The sequence below is a fragment of the uncultured Arthrobacter sp. genome, assembly GCF_947495145.1.
Lineage (GTDB): Bacteria > Actinomycetota > Actinomycetes > Actinomycetales > Micrococcaceae > Arthrobacter_D.
In genome coordinates this window covers 20,014-41,963 of sequence record NZ_CANLXP010000027.1, presented here as the reverse complement: position 1 = coordinate 41,963, position 21,950 = coordinate 20,014, and the positions used below count along the sequence as shown (strand labels likewise).

The 21,950-nt window shown below is 62.4% G+C and carries 19 protein-coding genes; 10 read left to right on the top strand and 9 right to left on the bottom strand.

The features are described from left to right. Nucleotides 1-327: 327 nt before the first annotated feature. The 5 genes from trxA to Q0877_RS15550 all read right to left on the bottom strand — a co-directional run bounded on the left by trxA (nt 328) and on the right by Q0877_RS15550 (nt 5,696). Complete coding sequence (gene trxA / locus Q0877_RS15570) at nt 328-651, bottom strand: thioredoxin (RefSeq protein ID WP_299169477.1); 324 nt, start codon at nt 649-651, stop codon at nt 328-330. A gap of 23 nt (nt 652-674) precedes the next feature. Beyond that, nucleotides 675-1,667, bottom strand: a complete 993-nt coding sequence (gene trxB / locus Q0877_RS15565) for a thioredoxin-disulfide reductase (protein WP_299169487.1) — start codon at nt 1,665-1,667, stop codon at nt 675-677. Nucleotides 1,668-1,829: 162 nt separating this feature from the next. Next, nucleotides 1,830-3,335: an ABC transporter substrate-binding protein gene (locus tag Q0877_RS15560; protein WP_299169474.1), complete on the bottom strand. Its 1,506-nt coding sequence runs from the start codon at nt 3,333-3,335 to the stop codon at nt 1,830-1,832. An 82-nt stretch (nt 3,336-3,417) separates the two neighbouring features. Then, nucleotides 3,418-5,145: a murein biosynthesis integral membrane protein MurJ gene (murJ, locus tag Q0877_RS15555; protein WP_299169471.1), complete on the bottom strand. Its 1,728-nt coding sequence runs from the start codon at nt 5,143-5,145 to the stop codon at nt 3,418-3,420. Between the two features lie 71 nt (nt 5,146-5,216). Beyond that, nucleotides 5,217-5,696, bottom strand: a complete 480-nt coding sequence (locus tag Q0877_RS15550; RefSeq protein WP_299169485.1) for an NUDIX hydrolase — start codon at nt 5,694-5,696, stop codon at nt 5,217-5,219. Nucleotides 5,697-5,919: 223 nt separating this feature from the next. Between Q0877_RS15550 and Q0877_RS15545 the strand changes: the two genes are divergently transcribed. Both Q0877_RS15545 and Q0877_RS15540 read left to right on the top strand, forming a co-directional pair. After that, on the top strand, nt 5,920-7,365 hold the full coding sequence (locus tag Q0877_RS15545; protein ID WP_299169468.1) for a CCA tRNA nucleotidyltransferase: 1,446 nt from the start codon (nt 5,920-5,922) through the stop codon (nt 7,363-7,365). Then, nucleotides 7,362-8,009: a histidine phosphatase family protein gene (locus Q0877_RS15540; RefSeq protein ID WP_299169467.1), complete on the top strand. Its 648-nt coding sequence runs from the start codon at nt 7,362-7,364 to the stop codon at nt 8,007-8,009. Before Q0877_RS15545 ends, Q0877_RS15540 begins: the two co-directional genes overlap by 4 nt. Here Q0877_RS15540 and Q0877_RS15535 read toward each other — a convergent pair. Beyond that, the gene (locus Q0877_RS15535; protein WP_299169466.1) at nt 8,006-9,166 is read right to left on the bottom strand and encodes a DUF418 domain-containing protein; all 1,161 of its coding nucleotides are present in this window, start codon (nt 9,164-9,166) and stop codon (nt 8,006-8,008) included. The two genes, Q0877_RS15540 and Q0877_RS15535, sit on opposite strands and share 4 nt — an antisense overlap. A gap of 465 nt (nt 9,167-9,631) precedes the next feature. Between Q0877_RS15535 and Q0877_RS15530 the strand changes: the two genes are divergently transcribed. The 6 genes from Q0877_RS15530 to Q0877_RS15505 all read left to right on the top strand — a co-directional run bounded on the left by Q0877_RS15530 (nt 9,632) and on the right by Q0877_RS15505 (nt 16,395). Beyond that, complete coding sequence (locus tag Q0877_RS15530; RefSeq protein ID WP_299169464.1) at nt 9,632-9,958, top strand: hypothetical protein; 327 nt, start codon at nt 9,632-9,634, stop codon at nt 9,956-9,958. Between the two features lie 260 nt (nt 9,959-10,218). Then, a complete protein-coding gene (gene mshA / locus Q0877_RS15525) occupies nt 10,219-11,463 on the top strand; it encodes a D-inositol-3-phosphate glycosyltransferase (RefSeq protein WP_299169462.1) in 1,245 nt (414 codons plus the stop codon). A gap of 78 nt (nt 11,464-11,541) precedes the next feature. Next, nucleotides 11,542-12,309, top strand: a complete 768-nt coding sequence (locus tag Q0877_RS15520; RefSeq protein ID WP_299169460.1) for a phosphatase — start codon at nt 11,542-11,544, stop codon at nt 12,307-12,309. Nucleotides 12,310-12,416: 107 nt separating this feature from the next. Then, entirely contained in the window at nt 12,417-14,108 is a 1,692-nt protein-coding gene (locus Q0877_RS15515; RefSeq protein WP_299169458.1) for a formate--tetrahydrofolate ligase, read from the top strand. A 35-nt stretch (nt 14,109-14,143) separates the two neighbouring features. Continuing rightward, nucleotides 14,144-15,187 carry an L-threonine 3-dehydrogenase gene (tdh, locus tag Q0877_RS15510; protein WP_299169457.1) on the top strand — a complete coding sequence of 348 codons (1,044 nt, stop codon included), beginning with the start codon at nt 14,144-14,146 and terminating at the stop codon, nt 15,185-15,187. Nucleotides 15,188-15,198: 11 nt separating this feature from the next. Continuing rightward, on the top strand, nt 15,199-16,395 hold the full coding sequence (locus Q0877_RS15505; RefSeq protein WP_299169456.1) for a glycine C-acetyltransferase: 1,197 nt from the start codon (nt 15,199-15,201) through the stop codon (nt 16,393-16,395). A 68-nt stretch (nt 16,396-16,463) separates the two neighbouring features. Here the strand turns inward: Q0877_RS15505 and Q0877_RS15500 are convergent, their stop codons facing one another. From Q0877_RS15500 to Q0877_RS15490, 3 genes are all read right to left on the bottom strand, one after another. Next, the gene (locus tag Q0877_RS15500; protein WP_299169482.1) at nt 16,464-16,871 is read right to left on the bottom strand and encodes a sigma-70 family RNA polymerase sigma factor; all 408 of its coding nucleotides are present in this window, start codon (nt 16,869-16,871) and stop codon (nt 16,464-16,466) included. Between the two features lie 152 nt (nt 16,872-17,023). Continuing rightward, nucleotides 17,024-18,013 (bottom strand): YeiH family protein, encoded by a 990-nt coding sequence (locus Q0877_RS15495; RefSeq protein ID WP_299169454.1) that lies wholly within the window; start codon nt 18,011-18,013, stop codon nt 17,024-17,026. Between the two features lie 69 nt (nt 18,014-18,082). Then, a complete protein-coding gene (locus Q0877_RS15490) occupies nt 18,083-19,168 on the bottom strand; it encodes an inositol-3-phosphate synthase (protein ID WP_299169451.1) in 1,086 nt (361 codons plus the stop codon). Nucleotides 19,169-19,388: 220 nt separating this feature from the next. Here Q0877_RS15490 and Q0877_RS15485 point away from each other — a divergent pair, with 220 nt between their 5' ends. Continuing rightward, nucleotides 19,389-20,858 carry a hypothetical protein gene (locus Q0877_RS15485; RefSeq protein ID WP_299169449.1) on the top strand — a complete coding sequence of 490 codons (1,470 nt, stop codon included), beginning with the start codon at nt 19,389-19,391 and terminating at the stop codon, nt 20,856-20,858. Then, nucleotides 20,855-21,949 (top strand): peptidoglycan bridge formation glycyltransferase FemA/FemB family protein, encoded by a 1,095-nt coding sequence (locus Q0877_RS15480; RefSeq protein WP_299169447.1) that lies wholly within the window; start codon nt 20,855-20,857, stop codon nt 21,947-21,949. The genes Q0877_RS15485 and Q0877_RS15480 overlap by 4 nt, the downstream gene beginning before the upstream one ends. Nucleotide 21,950 lies beyond the last annotated feature (1 nt).

The following is a 21,950-nucleotide window of genomic DNA, read 5'->3' as shown; positions in this document are numbered from 1 at the left end:
TCCGAGAACCACAACTTCTAACCCTCAACAACCTCGAAAACCCACAGACCGGCTACACCACTCCACGGGACTTGACCTGCCGGACTGCCGCCAGCGTTGTAGACAACCTGAAGTCAACCTATAGAAGTCTGGAACGATGCATGACGGGTTTTGCTGAGGACTTGTGTTAGGAAGCCTCCCGAGGTTCATCGCGTGAAGCCACCACTGCACGGGTTGGTTGCTTTAGCTCGAGGGCCGTTTCACGTGAAACGACGTACGCCTCTTATCCAGGGCAAGAAGAAGGCCAGGTGGCCCACTGGGCTACCCGGCCTTGTGCACTCCTTGGTACTAAAGGAACTGACCGAACTCCTGCTCCAGTACCTGCTTCGGCTTGGCGCCGATCGAAGTTGCAGCAACTTCACCACCGCTGAATACGTAGACGGCGGGTATTGAGGTAATTCCGTACTTGGCAGCCGTGGCGGGATTGTCATCCACATTAAGCTTCACGACGTCGATCTTCTCCGAGTGCTCGGAGGCGATGTCATCAAGGATTGGCGACAGTTTGCGGCAAGGACCGCACCACTCTGCCCAGAAATCAACCATGACTGGTTTCGAAGCGTTGATTACGTCCGCTTCGAATGAGGCGTCAGTTACTTCCTTGGTATTACTCATGTTCTTTCACTCCTTCTCGAGGGTTAGACGGATGCCGTCTCAGATACTTCTTCAGACACGGGTGTCGGTACTTCTGCCGCAGTGTCTACACTGTCGCCAAGATCCGCGAGGTAGTGCTCAACGTCGATGGCCGCGACGCAGCCGGAGCCCGAGGCGGTGATGGCCTGGCGGTAGGTCGGATCGATGACGTCACCGGCGGCGAAGACGCCCGGCAGGGACGTCTTGGAGGTGCGCCCCAGTACAGCGATCGTTCCTTCGTCAGTCAGCGTGAGCTGATCCTTGACCAGGTCGATCCGCGGGTCATTACCAATGGCCACAAAGACGCCGGTGACTGCAAGTTCCCTGGTCGAATCATCGACAGTGCTCCCGAGAGTCAGGCCGGTGACCTTTTCGGTGCCGTGAATGGCTGTCACCTCAGCATTCCACTCGAATCGAATCTTCTCGTGTGCCAGTGCGCGGTCCTGCATAATCCGCGATGCACGAAGCGAATCACGTCGATGCACGACGGTCACTGAGCGGGCGAACTTGGTCAGGAAGAGGGCTTCCTCCATGGCGGAATCTCCTCCACCGATAACAGCTATGTCCTGATCCTTGAAGAAGAAGCCGTCACAGGTAGCGCACCAACTGACTCCGTGGCCGGACAGGCGCTTCTCATCTTCCAGACCGAGCTCACGGTAGGCCGATCCCGTGGAGATGATGACTGACCGGGCCCGGAACGTCTCTCCAGTCCCGATGGTGACCGTTTTTACATCACCTTCCAGATCGACTGAAGTGACGTCCTCAAAGAGAATCTCGGTCCCGAAACGCGCGGCTTGCTTCTCGAAGTTCTCCATCAGGTCAGGACCCATGACACCGTCGGGGAAACCCGGATAGTTCTCGACGTCAGTGGTGTTCATCAACTCTCCGCCAGCGGTGACTGAGCTCGCAATCAACAGCGGTGAAAGATTGGCCCGGGCGGTGTACACCGCGGCGGTGTATCCAGCCGGACCGGATCCGACGATGATGACGTCGCGGATATCGCCAGGCGCGCTACCAGCGACCTTAGTGTCAGTGCTCACGGGTTGAGGAACCTTTCTATCGGTGAGGGCGATCGAACTTCTGAGTCCGGTCGCGATCATTTGCAACAACGACAGGCCTACCGCTGTTATTCCGTGCGGTGGAGGATCCGCGCCCGGATTCTAGGAGACGTTGATCTCGGCGATGCGCATGCCCCAGGGGTACTGCGCCTGGACGTTGGAAAGCCGCGGCAGTTGGGTGAAGTTGACGATCACGTACTGCGCTGTCGGAGGAGCACCATCGGTCTGCGGCACGTTGAACGTCACGGACGGTCCGGTGAAACCCGACTGTGCGACCTGGGTGGCACCCTCCAGTGTCGGCTCGTCGTTCAGCAAGACGGTGAAGCTGCCACCCGAGCTATTCAACTGTTCGATTTGGATCTCGGAGATGCTTGAGGGCTCCTCCAGCTCAACCACCAGCGCGAGGTTTTGAGCCAGTCCACCGAAAGTCTCATTGGCGTACACGAGACTGCCCCAGAAGCTTGCGGGATTGTCATCGATGATGGCACCGAGGTCCCCGTCCGTCTGGGAGTTCAGCTCAGGATTGTCGGGCACCAGGCGCGTGACACCCGCAGCGACCGGAGGTACAAGTTCCGGTGTTGGCGTAGCAGATCCGGAATCCGACGGCGAGGCACCCTGACTCTCCGTGGCTTCAACACTGCTTTCGGTTGTCGGGTTCTCGTTTGCTACCGGCGGATCGAAAATGGGCCGCAGCTGGGTGACAGCAAGTATCACGGCACCGACGATCACCAGAGCAAGGACAATGCCTACAAGCAGCCGTGTGAAGCGAGGATTGTTCTCGCGGTCTTCATCGTCGTCGTAGTCCTCGTAGGGACCGTCGTCGTCGTGCTGTGTACCGGCAGCCGTAGCTCCTCCGGCCGCAGCGGCGGCAGGAAAACGCGACGCCGGCCGCTGGGAGGAGATGTCGTCCGCCTGGTCGTAATCGTCCTCCGACCAGACCGACACCTTCGGTCGCTCGTTCCGCTCGTCGGCGGAGGTGGCACGGGGAGGGGCGCTTGGCGGCGGTGGAACACTGGCGTTGCCGCCCGCTGGGCGCGAGGAGGAAATGTCCTGTGGTGCGGTGCCCGGGTCAGCCTGCCCGGACGCGGCCGCGGCGCCCGCGGCAGCCCCACCGGCAGCACCGGCAGCGGCACCTCGCCCGAAGCGCGGCATCCTGGCTTTGGGGAGGCGTGAGAGGCGCCGTTCCTGCTCATGGTGATCCCAGTCGTCGTCCTCATAGGTCTCAGGCTCCGTGGAACGGGCAACACCGAAGATCTCGGAACCGAGCGTGTCCGTGAAGAACGGTTCAATGTAGGGGGCGTCCTGCTGGATAACGAGATCCAGGAGGTCGGCAGCCGGTGCGCGGTTGGTGACCAGGTAGGTGCCCGCGTCGGTGATCCCGAGATCAAGGACCTGAATGTTGCCTGCCCGCTCACCCGTAGCAACCTCGCGCGCGCTCGTGGCAACCTGGCCGGCGTTGGAAGGCGAAGCCACCAGAATGCTGACAGGCCGATTCAGCACCTGATCGACACCGTCAAGCACCAGGTCCTTCTCAGCAGAGGCCAGTACGTAAGCGGTGACCTTGTACCGGCCGCCCAGCACTGAGCCGACGTCTACTGCTTCTGGCACGTGTTCCTCCCGGATGTGGATAATTTGTACCAATGCTACCGGTCACTTTCGGGCTGACCGCGTGTACGCGCAGGGCTGCGGCTTACCGACGTCGAAAGCGTGTCAGCAGTGGAGCGAGGAAGTCGCTCAGCTCGGTTACGCGCAGGACCTTCAGCATCCCTACATAGACCGCAAACATCAGCGGTCCGGCAATCAGAAGTACGACGACGGCGCTAGCCACCGACTGCCAGACGAATCCGTCCGCCTGGTAGGCGCCGAAGAACCACAGCAGAGCCGCGCCGAAGGCAGCAGACACCAGACCGGCGATAGTGAGGCGGACGTGGACGTCGTAGATATGCCCCGCACCGTATCTGCCGATCTTCCGCACAAGAAAAAGGTGGCTGACGACCACGGCCACAATGTTTCCGAGGGTGAAGCTCAAGGCAAGCATCGGCACAATCAGGGCGGGCTCAAACAGGCTCGCTGTGAGGGCCAGCGCAACGCCCGTGACAGAGAGGATGAGCTGAATCTTCAGCGGCGTGATTGCGTCTTCAGCGGCATAGAAGACCCGGTTGAGGAAGAAGTTCGCGCTCAGGAAGGGCGCCCCGACCGCGAGCAGGGTAATGATCAGCGCATTGAGGGCGCCGCCTTCACGGATCCCGCCGGAGAAGACCATGCCCAGCGGCGCCGCCAGGGCGAGGAGGGCTGCTGCGCCGAAAACGGTCGCGACGCCGATCGTCCGCATACCGAGCGAAAGTGTTTCCTTCGTGGTTCCAAGATCGTCCTGGGAGTGCGCGGCGGCGAGGCGGTTGAACATGACGGTGGCCAGTGACAGCGCGATTACGGAGTGCGGCAGAACATACACCAGCGAACCGATATCCAGGTTGGTCAGACCCGCGATGTAGGCGTCGTCGGGCAGGTTGGTCCGTGCCTCTGTGGCGATCGTGGCCACCCATTGATTCACCATGTAGAGGCCGTTGCCGATCAGCATGGTCACGATCGTGATGGACGCCAACCGCCCCGTCTTCCCCAACCCGACCCCGCGCCAACCGAACTTCGGCCGAAGGCCAAGACGCAGCCTGCGCAGCGGGACAATCAGTACAAGCGCCTGGACCACGATGCCCAGGGTGGTTCCTCCGGCAAGAAGCAAGGTGTGGGTGGACGTCCAGGTATCAGGCGTATGACCGGTGGTGCGCTCGGCCCCCATCATCACAATGAAGGCGATGAGGAAGCCGATCGAGACGATGTTGTTGACGACGGGAGCCCACATATAGGGTCCGAAGGATCCGTTGGCGTTGAGGACCTGGCCGATGATCGAGTAAAGCCCGTAGAAGAAGATCTGCGGCAGGCACCAGTAAGCGAAGATCGTGGTGAGCGCCAGCGCGTCACCGGACACGTTGGTCAGCAGGTCCGCCAGGAACGGTGCTGCAAGCGTGATCAGCACGGTGAGGATGAACAGGACAACCACGGAGAGCGTCATGAGGCGGCTGACGAAGTCCGAGCCGCGGTCTTCCTGCCGGCTCGCCCGGATGATCTGCGGTACCAGCACCGCGTTGAACACCCCGCCGGCGATCATCAGGAAAATGTAGGTGGGCAGGTTGTTCGCTGCCGGGAAGAGGTCGGATACGGCGCCCGCCGTGCCGATCGCCGTCGCCAGGAGGGCAACCCGGACAAGCCCGAGTATGCGAGATACCAGCGTGCCCGCAGCCATGATTGCGCTTGAGCGTGCTGTTGAATCGGTGGGCGGTACATTGCCGGCTGGAGTTGGACGGCGACCGGGGACCACGCCCGCATCCTGGACCGGTATTGAGGCGGTGTTGGTATCAGACATCGTGACTTATCGTCTCACCAATACCCGACGACGCCGGTAACCGACTGCTCCGCCGGGCGACGGGCTGCGGATCAGAGGTATTGGGGCAGGATCTCGCGGGCGAGGTCGGCGATGCGCCGCTCATTCGGGAAGGAGAGCTTACGGCCGAGATCGGCGAGCGGCACCCATGCGACATCGACGGCCTCGTGGTCGGGGTCATTCTCGATGGTCAGATGCCCGCCGGTCGAGATCAGGAGGAAGTGGTGGACCGTCTTGTGGACCCGGTGCCCGCTCACGGTGAACCAGTAGTCAATGCTGCCGAGCGCTGTGAGGACCCTGCCGCGAATTCCGGTTTCCTCTTCAATCTCCCGCACGGCTGCCTGCTCGTTGTTCTCCTGGTTTTCGGGATGGCCCTTGGGCAGGCACCATTCGAGGCGTCCACCCCGGTTCAACCGCGCGATGATTGCCACATTGAGCAGGTCAGTTGAGGGGTCGACGACGATTCCGCCGGCTGACACTTCCTCGACGGTGGGAAGGGCCTGGTGGATCAGGGGCGCGCCTGTTCGACCCATTGACGCTGTCAATGGGGTGCGCTTCGGGGCGCTCGGAACGGGACGGTCCATGACCCCACTCTAACTACCTTTACCGGGCGATGATGACCGCCCACGCGCTGTCCACGCCACGATGCAGATCGCTCGGCGTGTTGCCGCGCCGATGGTTTCGTCGTCGAGGTTTTGCCCGTTCCAAGCAGCCCGTAATGGTGTTTGGGCTGATCTCTGGCACGCTTAAAGAACTATGGTGCACCTGTTGGAAAACTCCGCGCTGACCGCCCCGCTTCCGCCGGTGGTTACTGAGCTCGGTCGGCTCTTCGCTGACGCCGGTCATGAACTTTCCCTGGTGGGGGGGCCGGTCCGGGACCTGTTCCTGGGGCGTTCGTCCCCGGACCTGGATTTCACGACGGACGCCGACCCGGACCAGACGATCGCGGTTATCCGGCGCTGGGCCGACGCCTTTTGGGAAATCGGCCGTGAGTTCGGAACCATCGGCCTGCGCAAGGCCTCCTTCACTATCGAGGTCACCACCTACCGCGCCGAGGCCTATGACCCGTCCTCGCGCAAGCCCGTGGTCGCGTTCGGTACAAACCTGGAGGATGATCTCCTTCGCCGCGACTTCACGATCAACGCCATGGCGCTGCGGCTGCCCTCACTCGAACTCGTGGACCCGTACGGCGGAGTGAAGGACCTCCATGCGAGCCTGCTGCGCACTCCGGGGGCGCCGTCGTCGTCGTTCTCCGATGATCCGCTCCGCATGATGCGCGCCGCAAGGTTTGCATCGCAGCTCGGAGTGGAAGTGGCGCCGGAAGTCCGGGAGGCAATGACCGTCATGGCGGAGCGGATCACGATTATCTCCGCCGAGCGCGTCCGCGACGAGCTGACCAAACTGATCAACGGTGCGCACCCGCGGCGCGGGGTTGACCTGATGGTTTCCACCGGGCTGGCCGACCACATCCTCCCGGAGGTGCCTGCGCTTCGCCTGGAAATGGACGAACATCACCGGCACAAGGATGTTTACCAGCACTCGCTGACCGTGCTGGAGCAGGCATGTGAGCTGGAAACCGATGACGACGGCGCCGTGCCGGCCCCTGATTTCGTCCTGCGGTTTGCTGCCCTGATGCACGACGTCGGCAAGCCGGCAACACGGCGATTCGAATCAACCGGAGCGGTCAGTTTCCGCCACCATGACGTGGTCGGCGCGAAGCTCACGGCGAAGCGGATGAAGTCGCTGCGGTTCGACAATGACACCATCAAGGCAGTGGCACGGCTGGTGGAGCTGCACATGCGTTTTTACGGGTACGGTGAGGCCGGCTGGTCCGATTCGGCGGTGCGCCGCTACGTCACCGACGCCGGGCCGCAGCTTGAGCGGCTGCACCGGCTGACGCGGTCGGATGTAACAACACGCAACCGGCGCAAGGCTGAGCGGCTCGCCTTCGCCTATGACGACCTCGAGACGCGCATCGCGGCGCTCGCCGAGCAGGAGGAGCTTGCGTCGATCCGTCCTGATCTGGACGGGCAACAGATTATGGCCCTGCTGGGCATTCGGCCGGGCCCGGTAGTAGGAAGGGCGTACCGCTTTCTATTGGAGGAACGCATGGAACATGGTCCGCACACGCCTGAGGAAGCCGAGTCGAAGCTTCGTCTCTGGTGGGCCAGCCAGCCCGAAGCCCCCGGAGATGCATCATGAGCCAGTCCGGTGCTGCTGCGGCGGACCTGACAGCTGCCGGCACTCCGCTGCCGTACCTCTGGTTGCTGCGCCACGGTGAAACAGAATGGTCACGCGATGGCAACTACACCGGGCTGACCGACCTCGCGCTGACACCGGCCGGCGAACAGCAGGCACGGGATGCAGCGAGCCGGCTCGCGGGCGTCGAGTTCGACCTGGTATTCACCTCACCGCTGCAGCGTGCGCGACGCACGGCGGAGCTGGCCGGATTCCCTGACGCCGAGGTTCTCCCATACGCCCACGAGTGGGATTACGGCGACAACGAGGGCCGCAACAGCGCCATGATCCGCCAGGAGAATCCTGGCTACCTGATCTGGAAGGACGGGGTGCCCAACGGGGAGACGCTGGACCAGGTGGCGGCTCGTGCCGACCGGATCATCTCCCGCGTTCAGGCCGGTTGCGGCACGCCCGCGGACCAGGACCCGGGGGCAACCCCCGTGCGGAATGCGCTCCTGGTGGCGCACGGCCACTTCCTCCGCGTACTTACGGCGCGCTGGTTGGAGTTCGAGCCGGTGGAGGGGCGACGCTTCATTCTGGGTACGGCTGCGGTATGTGCGCTGGGATGGGACAAGCGGACTCCCGCCATCCTTCGCTGGAACATCTAGTTCCGCGCAGCAGGCTGCCGCCGGCCGCCGTAAGTGATACGGCGCAGCAGCCACTCCGCCGGGCCCACGCCTGTGCGGGCAAGCAGAATCCGGCTGCAGATCAGCTGGGCAACAAAGACGACGACGGCGATGCCCGCCACTGCGGCGGCCGGCAGCTGACCGGAGAGCCGAAGCCCGTAGGCGGTGAAAATGAGAGCCATGATCACCGATTGCATGAGGTAGTTGGTGAGCGCCATGCGGCCTGCCGGCGCAAGGAAGGCACAGAGGCGTATTCCCGCCGTCGTGCGGAAAAAGAGCAGGAGAAGGCTCGCGTATCCGGCTGTCTGTAACGGCGCGGTGAGGGTAGAGATGCCGAACGCCAGCACGCTGAAGCGTTCGCCGTCGCCGTAGGTGGTCAGATAGGCCTGGAAAGCTCCGGCGGTGAGGCCGAGGGGAAGGCCGACCGCCGCCGTCGTAGTCAGGACGCGCTTTGAGAGCCGCCGCTCCAGGATTCTGGCCCGGCCGGCCGCAAGGCCGAGGTAGAACATGCCCAGCGAGAGCGGACCTTGAAGGAACACCACACTGGCGACCGTCTCGAAGAAGTTCCCTGCGTTGGCAGCGAACGCGGATCCAGGGCTTCGAATAAGCGCCCCTGGCTCCACTGGCACGGTGGAAGCGGGGACGCCCGTCGCGGCAGCGGCGATGAAAAGGCCGACCACCAGAATGAGGGATCCAAGAAGTCCGATGAGTGCACTTCCAGCAATGGCCGCTGAGGACGCACGCATCGAGTGGGTGGCGAGCAGGATCAGGCCCATGAGTGAGTACGTCAGCAGAATGTCACCGAAGAACAGCAGGATGCCGTGCAGTAGTCCGAGGACAAACAACGCAACGAGGCGGCGGATCATGCGTTGCATCGCGGACGCCCGCGCAGCATCAGCGGCTCGCCACTGGAGCACGAAACTGTAGCCGAACAGGAAGGAAAAAAGCAGGTAGAACTTCGCCTCGAAAAGAGCAGCAACGGCAAACCGGACGGCTTGGTCGGCCGCAGAGCGGTGATCCGGGTTTATTTCCCCCGCGAGGGTGAAAGGATCAGCGAAGAACCAGATGTTGACCATGAGGATGCCGCCGAGTGCGAAGCTGCGCAGGGCATCGACCTCGCGAAGACGTGCTGATACCACCCGTTTCCTCTCCTCGGATCCCCGGTCAGCCTAGCGCTGCAGCGACACATTGCGCCTGAAATGCCGTCCTATTCCCGCCCGGAAAAAATCTTTGGGAATTTTCAGGAAAGAGCTAGTCGGCGACGCTCTGTGTGGGGTAACTTTGAGAAGTGCCATTGGGAGATCTCAATCTTCCTTTGTTTTAGCACTGTCCAGGTAAGCGCTAGTAAGAAGTGGAGGTGGGATTCGGTGATTAATCTTTTCGGCGGCATGATGGCCGCGCGAACCCGCCCAGCCTCCGCCGTCGCTGCGCACTAATTTCCTGCTGAAAACGGCACTTCTCTCTTAATTCGTTCCGGGAGAAGTCTCTCTTTCATCCCTTTTTGTGTCAGGCGGAATCCGCCTTTTTTCGTGTCCTTATCACGAATTCCAGGGCCCGCCCCTGCGCATTTCCCATTAGTCGAACCACCCTTCTAGGAGACACCCATGCCTGATTCCCAGGTTCTTTCCGCCCCCATCTCCAGCGAGCGCACCACGGCCCAGGTCGATGCACAGCCGCATTCACAGGGGGAATTCATCATGTCCGGCAACCTCACCCGCCTCGACAGTCCGGTTGAAGAATCTTCAGCCGAGCTTGTCGACTCTGCAGCGGTGATGCCGAACTTCACGCAAAGAGAGGAGGTGTACCTCATGATCAAGAAACTCCGGGAAAGTGTTTCCTTCTGGAAGCGAATACAGGAGTCGTCAGTCGAGAATGCCTGGGAAAACGCCCAGTCCTACGCACTGCCGCAGCATCACCTGTTCATCAAGTAACCGGTGCGTCCATGCGGCCTGTCCTGCCGCTTCCTGTCGATCCGCGAAGGAGGAACTGATGCAAGTCATCGGTGCCACTCCAGGAGAAGCCCGCGCTTCCCAGCGCGGGCTTCCGCCTTTAACGGACCGAACGCATCGTTGGTCCGTTTTGCCCTGCCCGGTCCCGGAATGTAGCGGGTGACGCGGGCGTTATAAGGTCAAGAACGGCAAAGGGCAAGTGCAGGCAGGGCACACCGGCATGAATGGCGAAGGGAGGGCTAGTGACCCCCGTGAAGCGCGTGGCGATGCTGTCGCTTCACACATCGCCTTTCGATCAACCCGGCGGCGGAGATGCCGGCGGAATGAACGTCTATGTCCGCTCAGTGGCCCTGGAGCTTGCCAAGGTGGGTATCGACGTCGAAATCTTCACGCGCGCGGCAGCCGACGGACAACCCCACATCGAGGAACTCGGCCCGGGCGTTCTGGTGCGCCACCTCATTGCCGGCCCCACCCGCCGGGTACCGAAGGAAGCACTTCCAGAGCTCTCGGATGACCTGGCTGACGCCATTGCCGACGCAACCGATCTTCTCGCGGACGGGCATTTCGATGTCATCCACTCGCACTACTGGGTTTCCGGAATTGTTGGCCTTACCGTCGCTGAATCCCTCAACCTGCCGTTGGTCCACTCGATGCACACCATGGCACGGGTGAAGAACCTCCGCCTCCATGCCGGTGGGGCTATGGAACCCGAGTCGCGCATCATCGGTGAGCAAACCATCGTCGACGGCGCTGCCCGCCTGATTGCGAACACCAGCACCGAAGCCGCCGAGCTGGAATCGCTGTACGGAGCAGGCGCCGAGAAAATCGACATCGTGGCGCCGGGTGTGGATCTGGATATCTTCAATGCGCTGGACCGGCCTGCGTCACGGGAAGGACTACAGTTCGCCGCGGACGCGTTCCACGTGGTTTTCGCCGGGCGCATTCAAAAACTGAAGGGCCCCCACCTGCTCGTTGAGGCCGCCGCCGACCTGCTGTCGCGGCGCCCCGACATCCCGCTGCAGGTGAGCATCATCGGTTCCGGGAGCGGCGCCGAGGCGCTTGAACTGCAGCCGCTGATCAACCGCCTCAAGCTTCAGGACGTGGTCCGCCTCTACCCGCCCGTTCTGCCCGCGCAGCTGGCGCACTGGTTCCGCTCGGCCGACGTCGTTGCCATGCCGTCCTACAGCGAATCGTTCGGTCTTGTGGCACTGGAGGCGCAGGCCTGCGGAACTCCGGTGCTGGCGGCGAACGTGGGCGGCCTCCCGCAGGCAATAAGCGACGGGCGTACCGGCATCCTCGTGGATGGTCACGGCGCCGCGCTTTGGTCTGCGGCGCTGGAAGCCCTGCACGACGACGGCGGCATGCGGCGCACGCTGGGCGCCAATGCGGCGGTGCACGCCCTGGCTTTCGGTTGGCAGCGGACGGCGCTGTTTACAGCGCAGAGCTACCGCACCGCCGTCGAGCAGCATGAGGGCGCGCCGGTCTGAACGGCGGCGGGTAATCCTTCACGCTTTCCATGCAATCCGCATGCTCCCGTTGCAGGCTGCTGTGCCTAGGATGGACGGGTGAATGCCGCCGCGGAACTTGCCAGCTACCTCGACTCAGTGGGTATTACCGGGAAAGTGGCCACACCACGGCAGGACAATCTGCGGCACATGCAGCTGTTCCTCGACGGCAACGAGCACCTCGAGTTCGGCGTGCGGCTCACCCGGCAGTGGAGCCTGGATGAGGTTTTCGACCTGATGCATGAGCGCGTCGGCACCAGTGTTGACCGTGATCACCTTGAGGGTCAGGACACGATTGACGCGGTCAAGTGTGTCGCCGCCCTTGACCGGTTCGCGGACCGGTTCGGCGAGGCCGTGCGTGCGGGACACCGCATCCTTTTCGCCACGGGGCATCCGGCAGGGTTGCTGCCCGTTCACGCTGCACTCGCTGCTGCCGCGGAGCGGGGCGGGGCGACTGTGGTGAAGGTGCCGGAGGGGCAGCCTTTCGGTGACGGCGACATCAGGCAACTGTTCGGGGTTCTGGCCTGGCACCAGTACGGCGGGCTCGTCCACACCCACTATCCGGAGCCGATGCGGCTCAGCCTGACGCTGCTCGCGTCGCAGGGCGCGCCGCTCCCACAACTCGTGGTGGCCGATCATGGCTGGGCAGGCCATGCCGCGTCAGCCGGCATCCCGACCCTGGGCTTCGCGGACTGCAATGATCCCGGCCTGTTTGTCTCCGAAGCGCAGGGGCAGCTGGAGGTAGCCGTGCCACTGGATGACAATCTCTGCCCCGGCCTATACGAGCCCATGACCCGTTACATTCTCGAGCGTGCCGGGCTGGCCTGACAGCGCCGAAGGATGGCAGGCCCGCTCCTGTGGGCGCTGGTAGATTGGACGTGAGCTCGTACCCGAGCGCCCACAGTCCAGCCAGCACCCCGGAGGGATTCAAGACGATGACGTCTATCCACGCCCCTGTGTCCGACCTCGACATTGCACGAGCAGCCCGCATCCGTCCCATCGAGGAGATTGCAGTCGCTACGGGAATTCCTTCCGAGGCGCTGGAACTGTACGGGCGGTACAAGGCGAAAATCGACACGTCGAAGCTTCCTCGTGTTCCTGGGAAGGCGCAGGGGCAAGTAGTACTGGTCACCGCCATGAGTCCCACTCCGGCCGGCGAAGGCAAATCCACCTGTACGGTGGGCCTGGCGGATTCCCTGTCACGTGCCGGCCAGCGGGTGATGGTTGCGCTACGGGAACCTTCCCTTGGACCCGTTATGGGAATGAAGGGTGGAGCAACCGGAGGCGGGTACTCGCAGGTGCTGCCGATGGAGGACATCAATCTCCACTTCACCGGAGACTTCCACGCGATTACGAGCGCCAACAACACGCTGATGGCACTCGTGGACAATTCCATCTACCAGGGCAACCCCCTGAACATCGACCCGCGCAGGATTACGTTCAAGCGCGTGCTTGACGTGAACGACAGGGCGTTGCGGGATGTGGTGATCGGACTCGGCGGGCCCACCCAGGGGATTCCGCGCCAGGATGGATTCGACATCACGGTGGCCTCGGAGGTCATGGCGGTCTTCTGCCTCGCCACCGATCTTGCCGATCTCAGGCGTCGGCTTGCGCGCATGACCATCGGATACACCTATGACCGGAAGCCTGTCACAGTCGCAGACCTCGGCGTCGAGGGCGCGCTCACCCTGCTGCTGCGGGATGCGGTCAAACCCAATCTCGTGCAGACGATCGCCGGCACGCCCGCGCTGGTCCATGGTGGCCCTTTCGCCAATATCGCGCACGGCTGCAATTCGGTCATTGCTACCCGGACAGCGCATAACCTCGCGGACATCGTGGTGACAGAAGCCGGCTTCGGCGCGGATCTGGGCGCCGAGAAGTTCATGGATATCAAGGCGAGGGCAGCGGACGTGGCGCCGGACGCCGTCGTACTTGTTGCGACCATCCGTGCACTGAAGATGCACGGCGGAGTGGCGAAAGAGAATCTACGTGAGCCGGATGTCGCGGCTGTGGGACGCGGTGTCGTGAATCTGCGGCGGCACGTCCAAAACGTGCTGAAGTTTGGAATCACGCCGGTTGTGGCTATCAACAAGTTTGCCACCGACTCCGATGAGGAACTCGCGTGGCTGCTGCAGTGGTGTGCTGCGGAGGGCATCAGTGCCGCCGTCGCTGACATCTGGGGCGAGGGCGGTGGCGGGCCGGGCGGGGATGAGCTCGCCGCGAAGGTCCTCTCCGCACTTGAGGCCCCCCGTTCCTTCCGCCACCTCTATCCGTTGGAGCTTTCCGTCGAGGAGAAAATCCGAACGATTGCGCAGGAAATCTACGGAGCCTGCGACGTCGACTTCTCCACGGCCGCGCTTCGTCGCCTCACGGAGATCCAGGCGAACGGGTGGGATGCGATGCCCGTGTGCATGGCTAAGACCCAGTACTCGTTCTCCGACGACCCCACGCGGCTCGGTGCCCCTGAGGGCTTCACCCTCCACGTTCGCGACCTGATACCCAAGACGGGCGCCGGATTCATCGTCGCCCTTACGGGTGCGGTCATGACCATGCCGGGCCTGCCGAAGGAGCCGGGCGCGCTTCGCATGGACGTGGACGACGACGGCGGCGCGATTGGCTTGTTCTGAGCACCGTTGGGCGATACAGACGAAGGGATTTTTGAGTGAAGGCGTTGTTCAAGTCCGGTGCTCGGGCTGGGTTCGAGTTTGTGGATCGGCCGGAGCCTGTGCCGGGTGTTGGTGAGGTGAAGATCCGGGTTTTGACGACGGGTATTTGCGGGACGGATCTGCATATTGAGTCGTGGGATGCCTGGGCTGCGGGGATGATTGAGGCGCCGTTGATTCCGGGGCACGAGTTCTACGGTGAGGTGGTTGAACTCGGCGACGGGGTTCATGATGTCCGGGTGGGTGACCGGGTTTCCGGTGAGGGGCATATCGTGTGCGGTATTTGCCGAAACTGCCGGGCCGGCCGCCGTCAGATGTGTATCCGGACGGTCAGCGTCGGCGTGCAGCGGGACGGCGCGTTCGCTGAGTTCGTGGTGATCCCGGAGACCAACGTGTGGGTGCACCATGATGCTGTGACTCCTGAGCTTGGCGCGGTGTTCGATCCGTTCGGTAACGCTGTTCATACGGCGTTGAGCTTCCCTTTGGTGGGTGAGGACGTGCTGATCACCGGCGCGGGTCCGATTGGTCTGATGGCTATCGCTGTTGCCCGGCACGCGGGTGCGCGGAACATCGCCATTACGGACGTGTCCGAACCGCGGTTGGACCTCGCCCGGTCGATCGGGGTTGACCTCGCCGTGGATGTGAGCCGGATGCGGATCACCGAGGCGCAGCGTGAACTGTGCATGGTGGAAGGCTTCGATATTGGGTTGGAGATGTCCGGGCACCCGACGGCGCTGCCTGAGATGATCGAGAACATGAATCATGGCGGCCGGATAGCGATGCTGGGCCTGCCTTCCCGGGATATCACGATCGACTGGGGGAAAGTGGTCACGCACATGCTCACCCTGAAGGGTGTGTATGGGCGGGAGATGTTTGAGACGTGGTATGCCATGTCCGCGATGCTGCAGTCCAACCACCGGTTGCGCAATGCTGTGGCGAGCGTGGTAACCGACGTGCTTCCGGCGTCGGACTGGCGGGAAGGCTTCACCATTGCACGTAACGGACGCAGCGGAAAAGTAGTCCTTGACTGGTCGGCCATCTAGAGGAGTAGCGAATGTTTGTTTCAGTGCGGGATCAGCTTCAGTCAGAGCTGCAGGAAATCCGGGACGCCGGGTTGTACAAGCACGAACGGACCATCTCGTCACCTCAGTCGAATTCCATTCGCGCGGCGCTCGGAAATGCCGAGGGCGCGCGAGTGTTGAATTTCTGCGCGAACAATTATCTTGGCCTGGCGGATCACCCTGCGATTATCGAGGCGGCGAAGGGCGCGCTGGATGACCGTGGCTTCGGGATGGCGTCAGTCCGGTTCATCTGCGGCACGCAGGACCTGCACCTCCGGCTGGAGCAGCGCGTGTCGCAGTTCCTCGGAGCTGAGGACACCATTCTGTTCTCCTCATGCTTTGACGCCAATGGTGGAGTGTTCGAATCACTGCTGAACGCTGAGGACGCGGTCATCTCCGACGCGCTGAACCACGCGTCGATCATTGACGGCATCCGGCTCAGCAAGGCGCAGCGGTTCCGGTATTCGAATCGCGACATGGCTGATCTGGAGGCCAAGCTGCAGGAGGCCTCCGGTGCCCGCCGCCGTCTGGTTGTCACTGACGGCGTTTTCTCCATGGATGGGTACCTGGCTCCGCTGAAGGAAATCTGTGACCTGGCCGAGCGGTATGACGCCATGGTGATGGTGGACGATTCGCACGCAGTCGGTTTCATGGGAGCGACCGGGGCGGGAACACCGGAGCATGCCGGCGTTTCCGATCGGGTCGATATCTACACGGGCACATTCGGTAAGGCTTTGGGCGGCGCCTCAGGCGGTTATGTGGCGGGTCGGCGGGAGATCGTGGAGCTGTTGAGGCAGCGTGCGCGTCCGTACCTGTTTTCCAATTCACTGGCCCCATCGATCGTCGCTGCAACCCTCACGGCACTGGACCTGGTCCAGAACAGCGCCGACCTTCGCGCCCGGTTGGGCGAAAACGCCGCCCTTTTCCGGCGTCGGATGACCGAGGAAGGCTTCGACCTGCTGGCGGGTGAGCACGCCATCATCCCGGTCATGTTCGGTGATGCCGCCCTGGCGGCAAGGGTGGCGGACAGCATGCTGGAACACGGCGTTTACGTGATTGCCTTCAGTTACCCGGTGGTGCCCAAGGGCGCCGCGCGAATCCGTGTCCAGCTCTCCGCCGCCCACAGCACCGAAGACATCGAAGACTGCGTGGCAGCGTTCGCGGCCGCACGCGGAGACGTGGAGGCGTAACGCTCAGTTCAGCCTGTTACCCAGTCTGGAAACGGATCCTCCACCGTCAGTCTGCTCGGGGCCACTTCTCAGGCCTCGTCCATACGAGTCCGGAGCTGCTTCAGTCCGTCCCTGATTCTCGACTTTACGGTTGCTGCCGGCTTGGAAAGATGAGCGGCTACTTCCCGGTAGGTGAGGCAGTCGAGGTAGGCGAGGGAGATCGCTTCCCGTTGAAGAGGTGAAAGCTCGCGGAGGCACCGGATCAGTGCCTGCGCTTCCATGCGGTCAGCAACGGTTTCTGCGACGACGTCGTGCCCGGGGAACTGATTGGCGGTACCCCACCTGAATTCCCGGTCGGCGCTGGCCTGTTGGCTGCGTACCCTGTCAACGGCTCTGTGATGTGTGATGGTCATCAACCACGACATGGCGCTGCCGATGGCCGGGTTGTATTTATGAGCATGACGGGTTTCCCTTGTGGTAGCTCGCCGTGCGGTCAGACGGTAATGAAGTGAACTGCAGGAACGGTAACCGAGGCCGTCCTTCGATCAACATACCGCAGCTTCTCCCAGGCGGTCAGCCCCTACCGGCGAGTAGGTCGGCTCGGATAGTCCTGAAATGAAGGCAATCGCGATACCGATGTAGCTGCCGATCATGCGAGGGGAAGAACCACCGTCCCGATCAGGGATACGACGAGAATAACCAGGGTGGCGAGGAGGCCCAGCAGGACAGGGCGCCTGCCTACCCGGAGCAAACTTCTCAGCTCGACCCCAAGCCCCAGGGCGAACATTGCAGCTGATAACAGGAGGGTCTGCAGGATCTGCGCAATTTCGAGGACACTCGGCGGCAGGACCTCGGCGGTGCGCAAGAGCATCGCCGCCACGAACCCCACGATGAACAACGGCACTATTGGCGGGAAGGTGCCACCGGTGCCCAACCCTTTCCGGCGGACGTGCAGGGCGATTCCCGCTGTAATCGGAGCCAGCGTGAGGACCCGGGCAAGCTTCACAGTGACTGCCACGGCAAGTGCTGAACTTCCCACAGCATCGCCCGCAGCGACAACCTGCGCCACCTCATGGGTGGAAGCGCCGATCCAGATCCCGAGAGTTGTGTCGGAAAGTCCCAGCAGGTCACCCAGAAAAGGGACGGCAGGAATCATCAGGGTTCCGAAAAGCACCACCAGACCGATAGCGGTGGCGACTTCCGTCTTCTTAGCACCTGCAGCGGTTTCCGTTGCCGCGACCGCCGCAGCACCGCAGATGGAGAATCCGGAAGCGATGAGAAGGCGTTGCGCGAAGCTGATGCCAAGGAGCTTCCCGAACCATAGTGTGGCGGCGAAGGTGACGCCAACGGAAAGCAGGACGATCAGCAGCGCGCCGGGTCCCAGTTCAAGGACCGCCGAGAGGGAAAGCTGAAGGCCAAGCAGTACGATGCCGGCGCGGAGCAGATTCTTGGCGGACACCCCGACGCCTTTGTGCAGGAGGGCGGGGACCGGCAGCAGGTTACCCCAGACTGCACCCAACAGAATGGCGATCAGCAGCGGGCTGGCCCCCGGAAGCAGTCGGCTCAGGAGCCAGGACAGCACCGCACCGGCGAGACAGACTGCCACGCCGGGAAGGATCGGCGGGATACGGCCGGTCAACCGCGGGAACCTGGACACCAGAAACGCCCCCGGCCTTTGAGCCGGGGGCGTTGTGGAAAGCGCATCGTTCTAGCGTTCGACCTCGCCGCGAATGAACGCCTCGACCTTTTCCCGGGCGATGTCGTCGTTGTACTGCTCCGGCGGCGACTTCATGAAGTAGCTGGATGCCGAGAGGATCGGGCCGCCGATGCCGCGGTCTGCGGCAATTTTTGCCGCTCGGATAGCGTCGATGATTACACCGGCCGAGTTCGGGGAATCCCACACTTCGAGCTTGTACTCAAGCGATACGGGAGCATCACCGAAGTTGCGGCCTTCAAGGCGGACAAACGCCCATTTGCGGTCATCCAGCCAGGCGACGTAGTCGGACGGACCGATGTGGACGTCGTCGGCGTGAAGTTCGGCCTCGACGTTGGAGGTGACGGCCTGGGTCTTGGAAATCTTCTTGGACTCAAGGCGATCCCGCTCGAGCATGTTCTTGAAGTCCATATTGCCGCCGACGTTCAGCTGGTACGTGCGGTCCAGGGTGACGCCGCGGTCTTCGAACAGCTTGGCCATGACACGGTGCGTGATGGTTGCGCCGATCTGGCTCTTGATGTCGTCTCCGACGATCGGGACGCCGGCTTCGGTGAACTTGTCTGCCCACTCCTTGGTGCCTGCGATGAAGACCGGAAGGGCGTTGACGAAAGCGACGCCCGCGTCAATGGCGCACTGCGCGTAGAACTTGGCTGCTGCTTCGGAACCGACGGGCAGGTAGCAGACCAGAACGTCGACCTGCGAGGCCTTGAGCTCGGCGACGACGTCAACCGGCTCAGCATCTGATTCAACAATGGTTTCCCGGTAGTACTTGCCCAGACCATCGAGTGTGGGTCCACGCTGCACCTTCACCCCGGTGGCGGGCACGTCAGCAATCTTGATGGTGTTGTTCTCGCTGGCCCCGATAGCATCTGCCAAGTCCAGGCCGACCTTCTTGCCGTCAACGTCGAAAGCAGTAACGAACTGCACGTCGTTGACGTGGTACTTGCCGAACTCCACATGCATCAGGCCGGGGATGCTGGCCGCAGCGTCCGCATCCTTGTAGTACTGCACACCCTGTACCAGGGACGCCGCACAGTTTCCGACACCGACAATTGCTACCCGAATGGGGTTAGTTCCCACTGTTCTCCTCATTTACGCGCATCTTGTAACCGCTCGGACTGAGACATCTATTGCCCTTGCCCTCGGCGAAATCCACAGCTAACACAGTCTACTTGTTATTGGGAACACCCGTTGGTGCCCACTCATTCCCCTTGACCCCTTCTGCGGAGGGTAAGTCCCGGAAGTTTTTTTTGCTGGATCCAGGCGCCGTGGTTGGAGGCTTTCGCTAGGCTTTCGACCTATGGAGGATGAGGCAGGTGCGCGCCACCCGGTCAGCATCTCCGTACCGTCGCGCAAGGACGTGCTGCTGAGGAAACTGACGGAAGTGGTCGGGGGTCCGTTGGGCCGGCATGCGGCACCTGGGCGGGTGCGTCCGGCGGTTTTCACCGTGCAGCGGGTTCTCATTCTCATGACGACGGCGGCCGCTGTTCTCGCGGTGCTGGTCAAGGCTCCCTGCCGGGCTGACGGTTGGGTGCGGCCGGAACAGTTCTATCGGGCCTGCTACTCCGACTGGACGGAAGCGTTCCAGTTCCAGGGGCTTGGAAGCGGCCTGCTTCCGTTCGCCGAAGGGTCCACCTTCGATGGCCCGTTGCTTGTTGGCGTCTTGGCGGGACTGCTTGTGCTGCTGGTCCCGACCTCCGCGGCCGGGATAGTGCAAACCCAATCCGTAGTGCAGTACTTCGATCTGAACGCGGTGTTGATCGCAGCTGTGTGGATCGGAACGGTTTTCGTCACGATTCGGTTGGCGAGCCGACGTCCCTGGGACGCAGCCATCGTTGCCCTGGCTCCGATCGCGATCCTCACTGCCACCTCCGGTTGGACGCTGCTCTCCGTTCTGCTCAGCGTCTTGGCCGTGTGGCTGTTCGCTCAACGTCGCTATGTACTTTCCGGTGTCCTGCTGGGATTCGGTGCAGGTTTCAGCATTCACGTGCTCCTCGTGTTCGCCGCAATCGTGTTGCTGGCGGTGCGTACCGGGCGTTTCCGCGCACCGCTGGTAACCGGCGGATCCATGGCTGCGATCTGGCTGCTTACCGTCGTCCCCTTTGGTCCGGCCAGGGCACTGGCGCTCCCATGGGAGTACGATCCAGCGCGCATCGGAATTTCTTCCTCGCTCTGGTCGGGCTACAACCTGCTTGCGGAACGACTCGGCCTTCGAACACTTTCGCCTGAGATAACAGGCATCCTGGCTTTTGTCGCATTCGCCGTACTGGCAGCGCTCATAACGCTGTTGGTGTTGCGGGCTTCCCGGCGGCCTCGGCTGCCACAAGTGATTCTCCTTTTAATCGGAGCCCTCGTCCTGGTCCTGCCGGACTACTCGCCCGAACTCACCCTGTGGCTGCTGCCCTTTCTGGCGCTCACATATGTCGATTGGAGAATACTATTCATCTGGCAACTCGTCGAGGTACTTCACTGGTGGGCGTACTGGATGTTCGTCGCCCGCCAGGTGTCCTCAGGCCCGGTCGAGAACAACATCGATCCCGCTTACTTCACCACCGCCATTCTGGTGCGTCTTCTCGTTACCGGGTACCTGCTCTACCGGGTGGCGCAGAACATGCTTGAGCCGGAATATGATCCGGTTCGCCGGTTGGACATTGATGATCCTGCCGGCGGCCCCTTCAACCTGGCTCCCGATCGGAAGGCGTCCGCTCCGGTAGGCTTGAGCGGGTCCCGTCCGGGCCCGAACCTCACCGCACCGAGAGACCCCCAGTGACTGCACCTGCCTTCCGCGCCGAACGCCTTACGCCCGAGGCCTTTGAGGCGCTGGCTTCGGCTCATCCCGACGTCGTCATTCCCCTCGAACAGACTCCGCAGTGGGCAGACTTCGAGCGGAGTCTCGGGCGGGAGCCCTATGGGCTATGGGCGTACTACGACGACGGCGGTGCACCCGTCGTGATGATGAGCCTCCTTCGGGTGCGGCGCAGGTTTCGTGAATCGCTGGTTGCGATCAACGGTCCGGTCTGGTTTGCAGACCGTTCACCTGTTGCCGAGCTTCGCCTTATGCGTACGGTCCAGCAGCAGTTCGCTGAAGACCCGGGTACCAACCCGCTCTATGTCCGCATGCAGGTAAAGAGTCCGCAGGCTCCTGCGGATGGTCCGATCGAGCACGGCTGGTATGAACGCGAAATCGTCGTTGATCTGAGGCCGAGCGAGGACGAAATCTTCAAGTCCTTCCGCCCCAACGCGCGGAACAGTATTCGGCGGGCGGAGCGATCGGGCGTCGAAGTGCGCACGATTGAGCGGGCCGAGTGGGTTGATATCTTCCGGAGAGACCTTTTTCCGATACTCCAGGAGACGGCGGAGCGCGACGGGTTCTCCAGCTTCAGCCCTGAATACTACGAGAAGCTCCTTTCCGGGCTGGGGGACTATCTTCGGCTTCTGGTTGCTTACGTGGACGGCCGGGCTGTGAGCTGGTTGATCACCACCGAGTACCGCGGCTATTCGGTCTATTACTTCGCGGGCAGCACACACGATGCGCGAAAGACCTTTGCGCCGTACCTGTTGCTGTGGGAGGCATTCAAGCAACTGAAGGCGGCCGGTAATGCCGCGTGTGGGCTCACGGGCATTGTGAGCGAGAACTACCCGCAGTTGGTCAACGTGACGACGTTCAAGCGGAACTTCTCGAAAAACGTAGTAGATATTCCGACCACGTACGACATCCCTTTGAACGCGGCGAAATACCGGGCTGTCGCCGGGTTGCTCTCGTTTCGCAGGGAGGCACCGGCAAAGGGGCGGGCGCTCCTGATGGGAGCGGCGTCGTCGTTATCGAAGCTGCGGACCGGCCGATCCGAGGTAAGGAACTAGC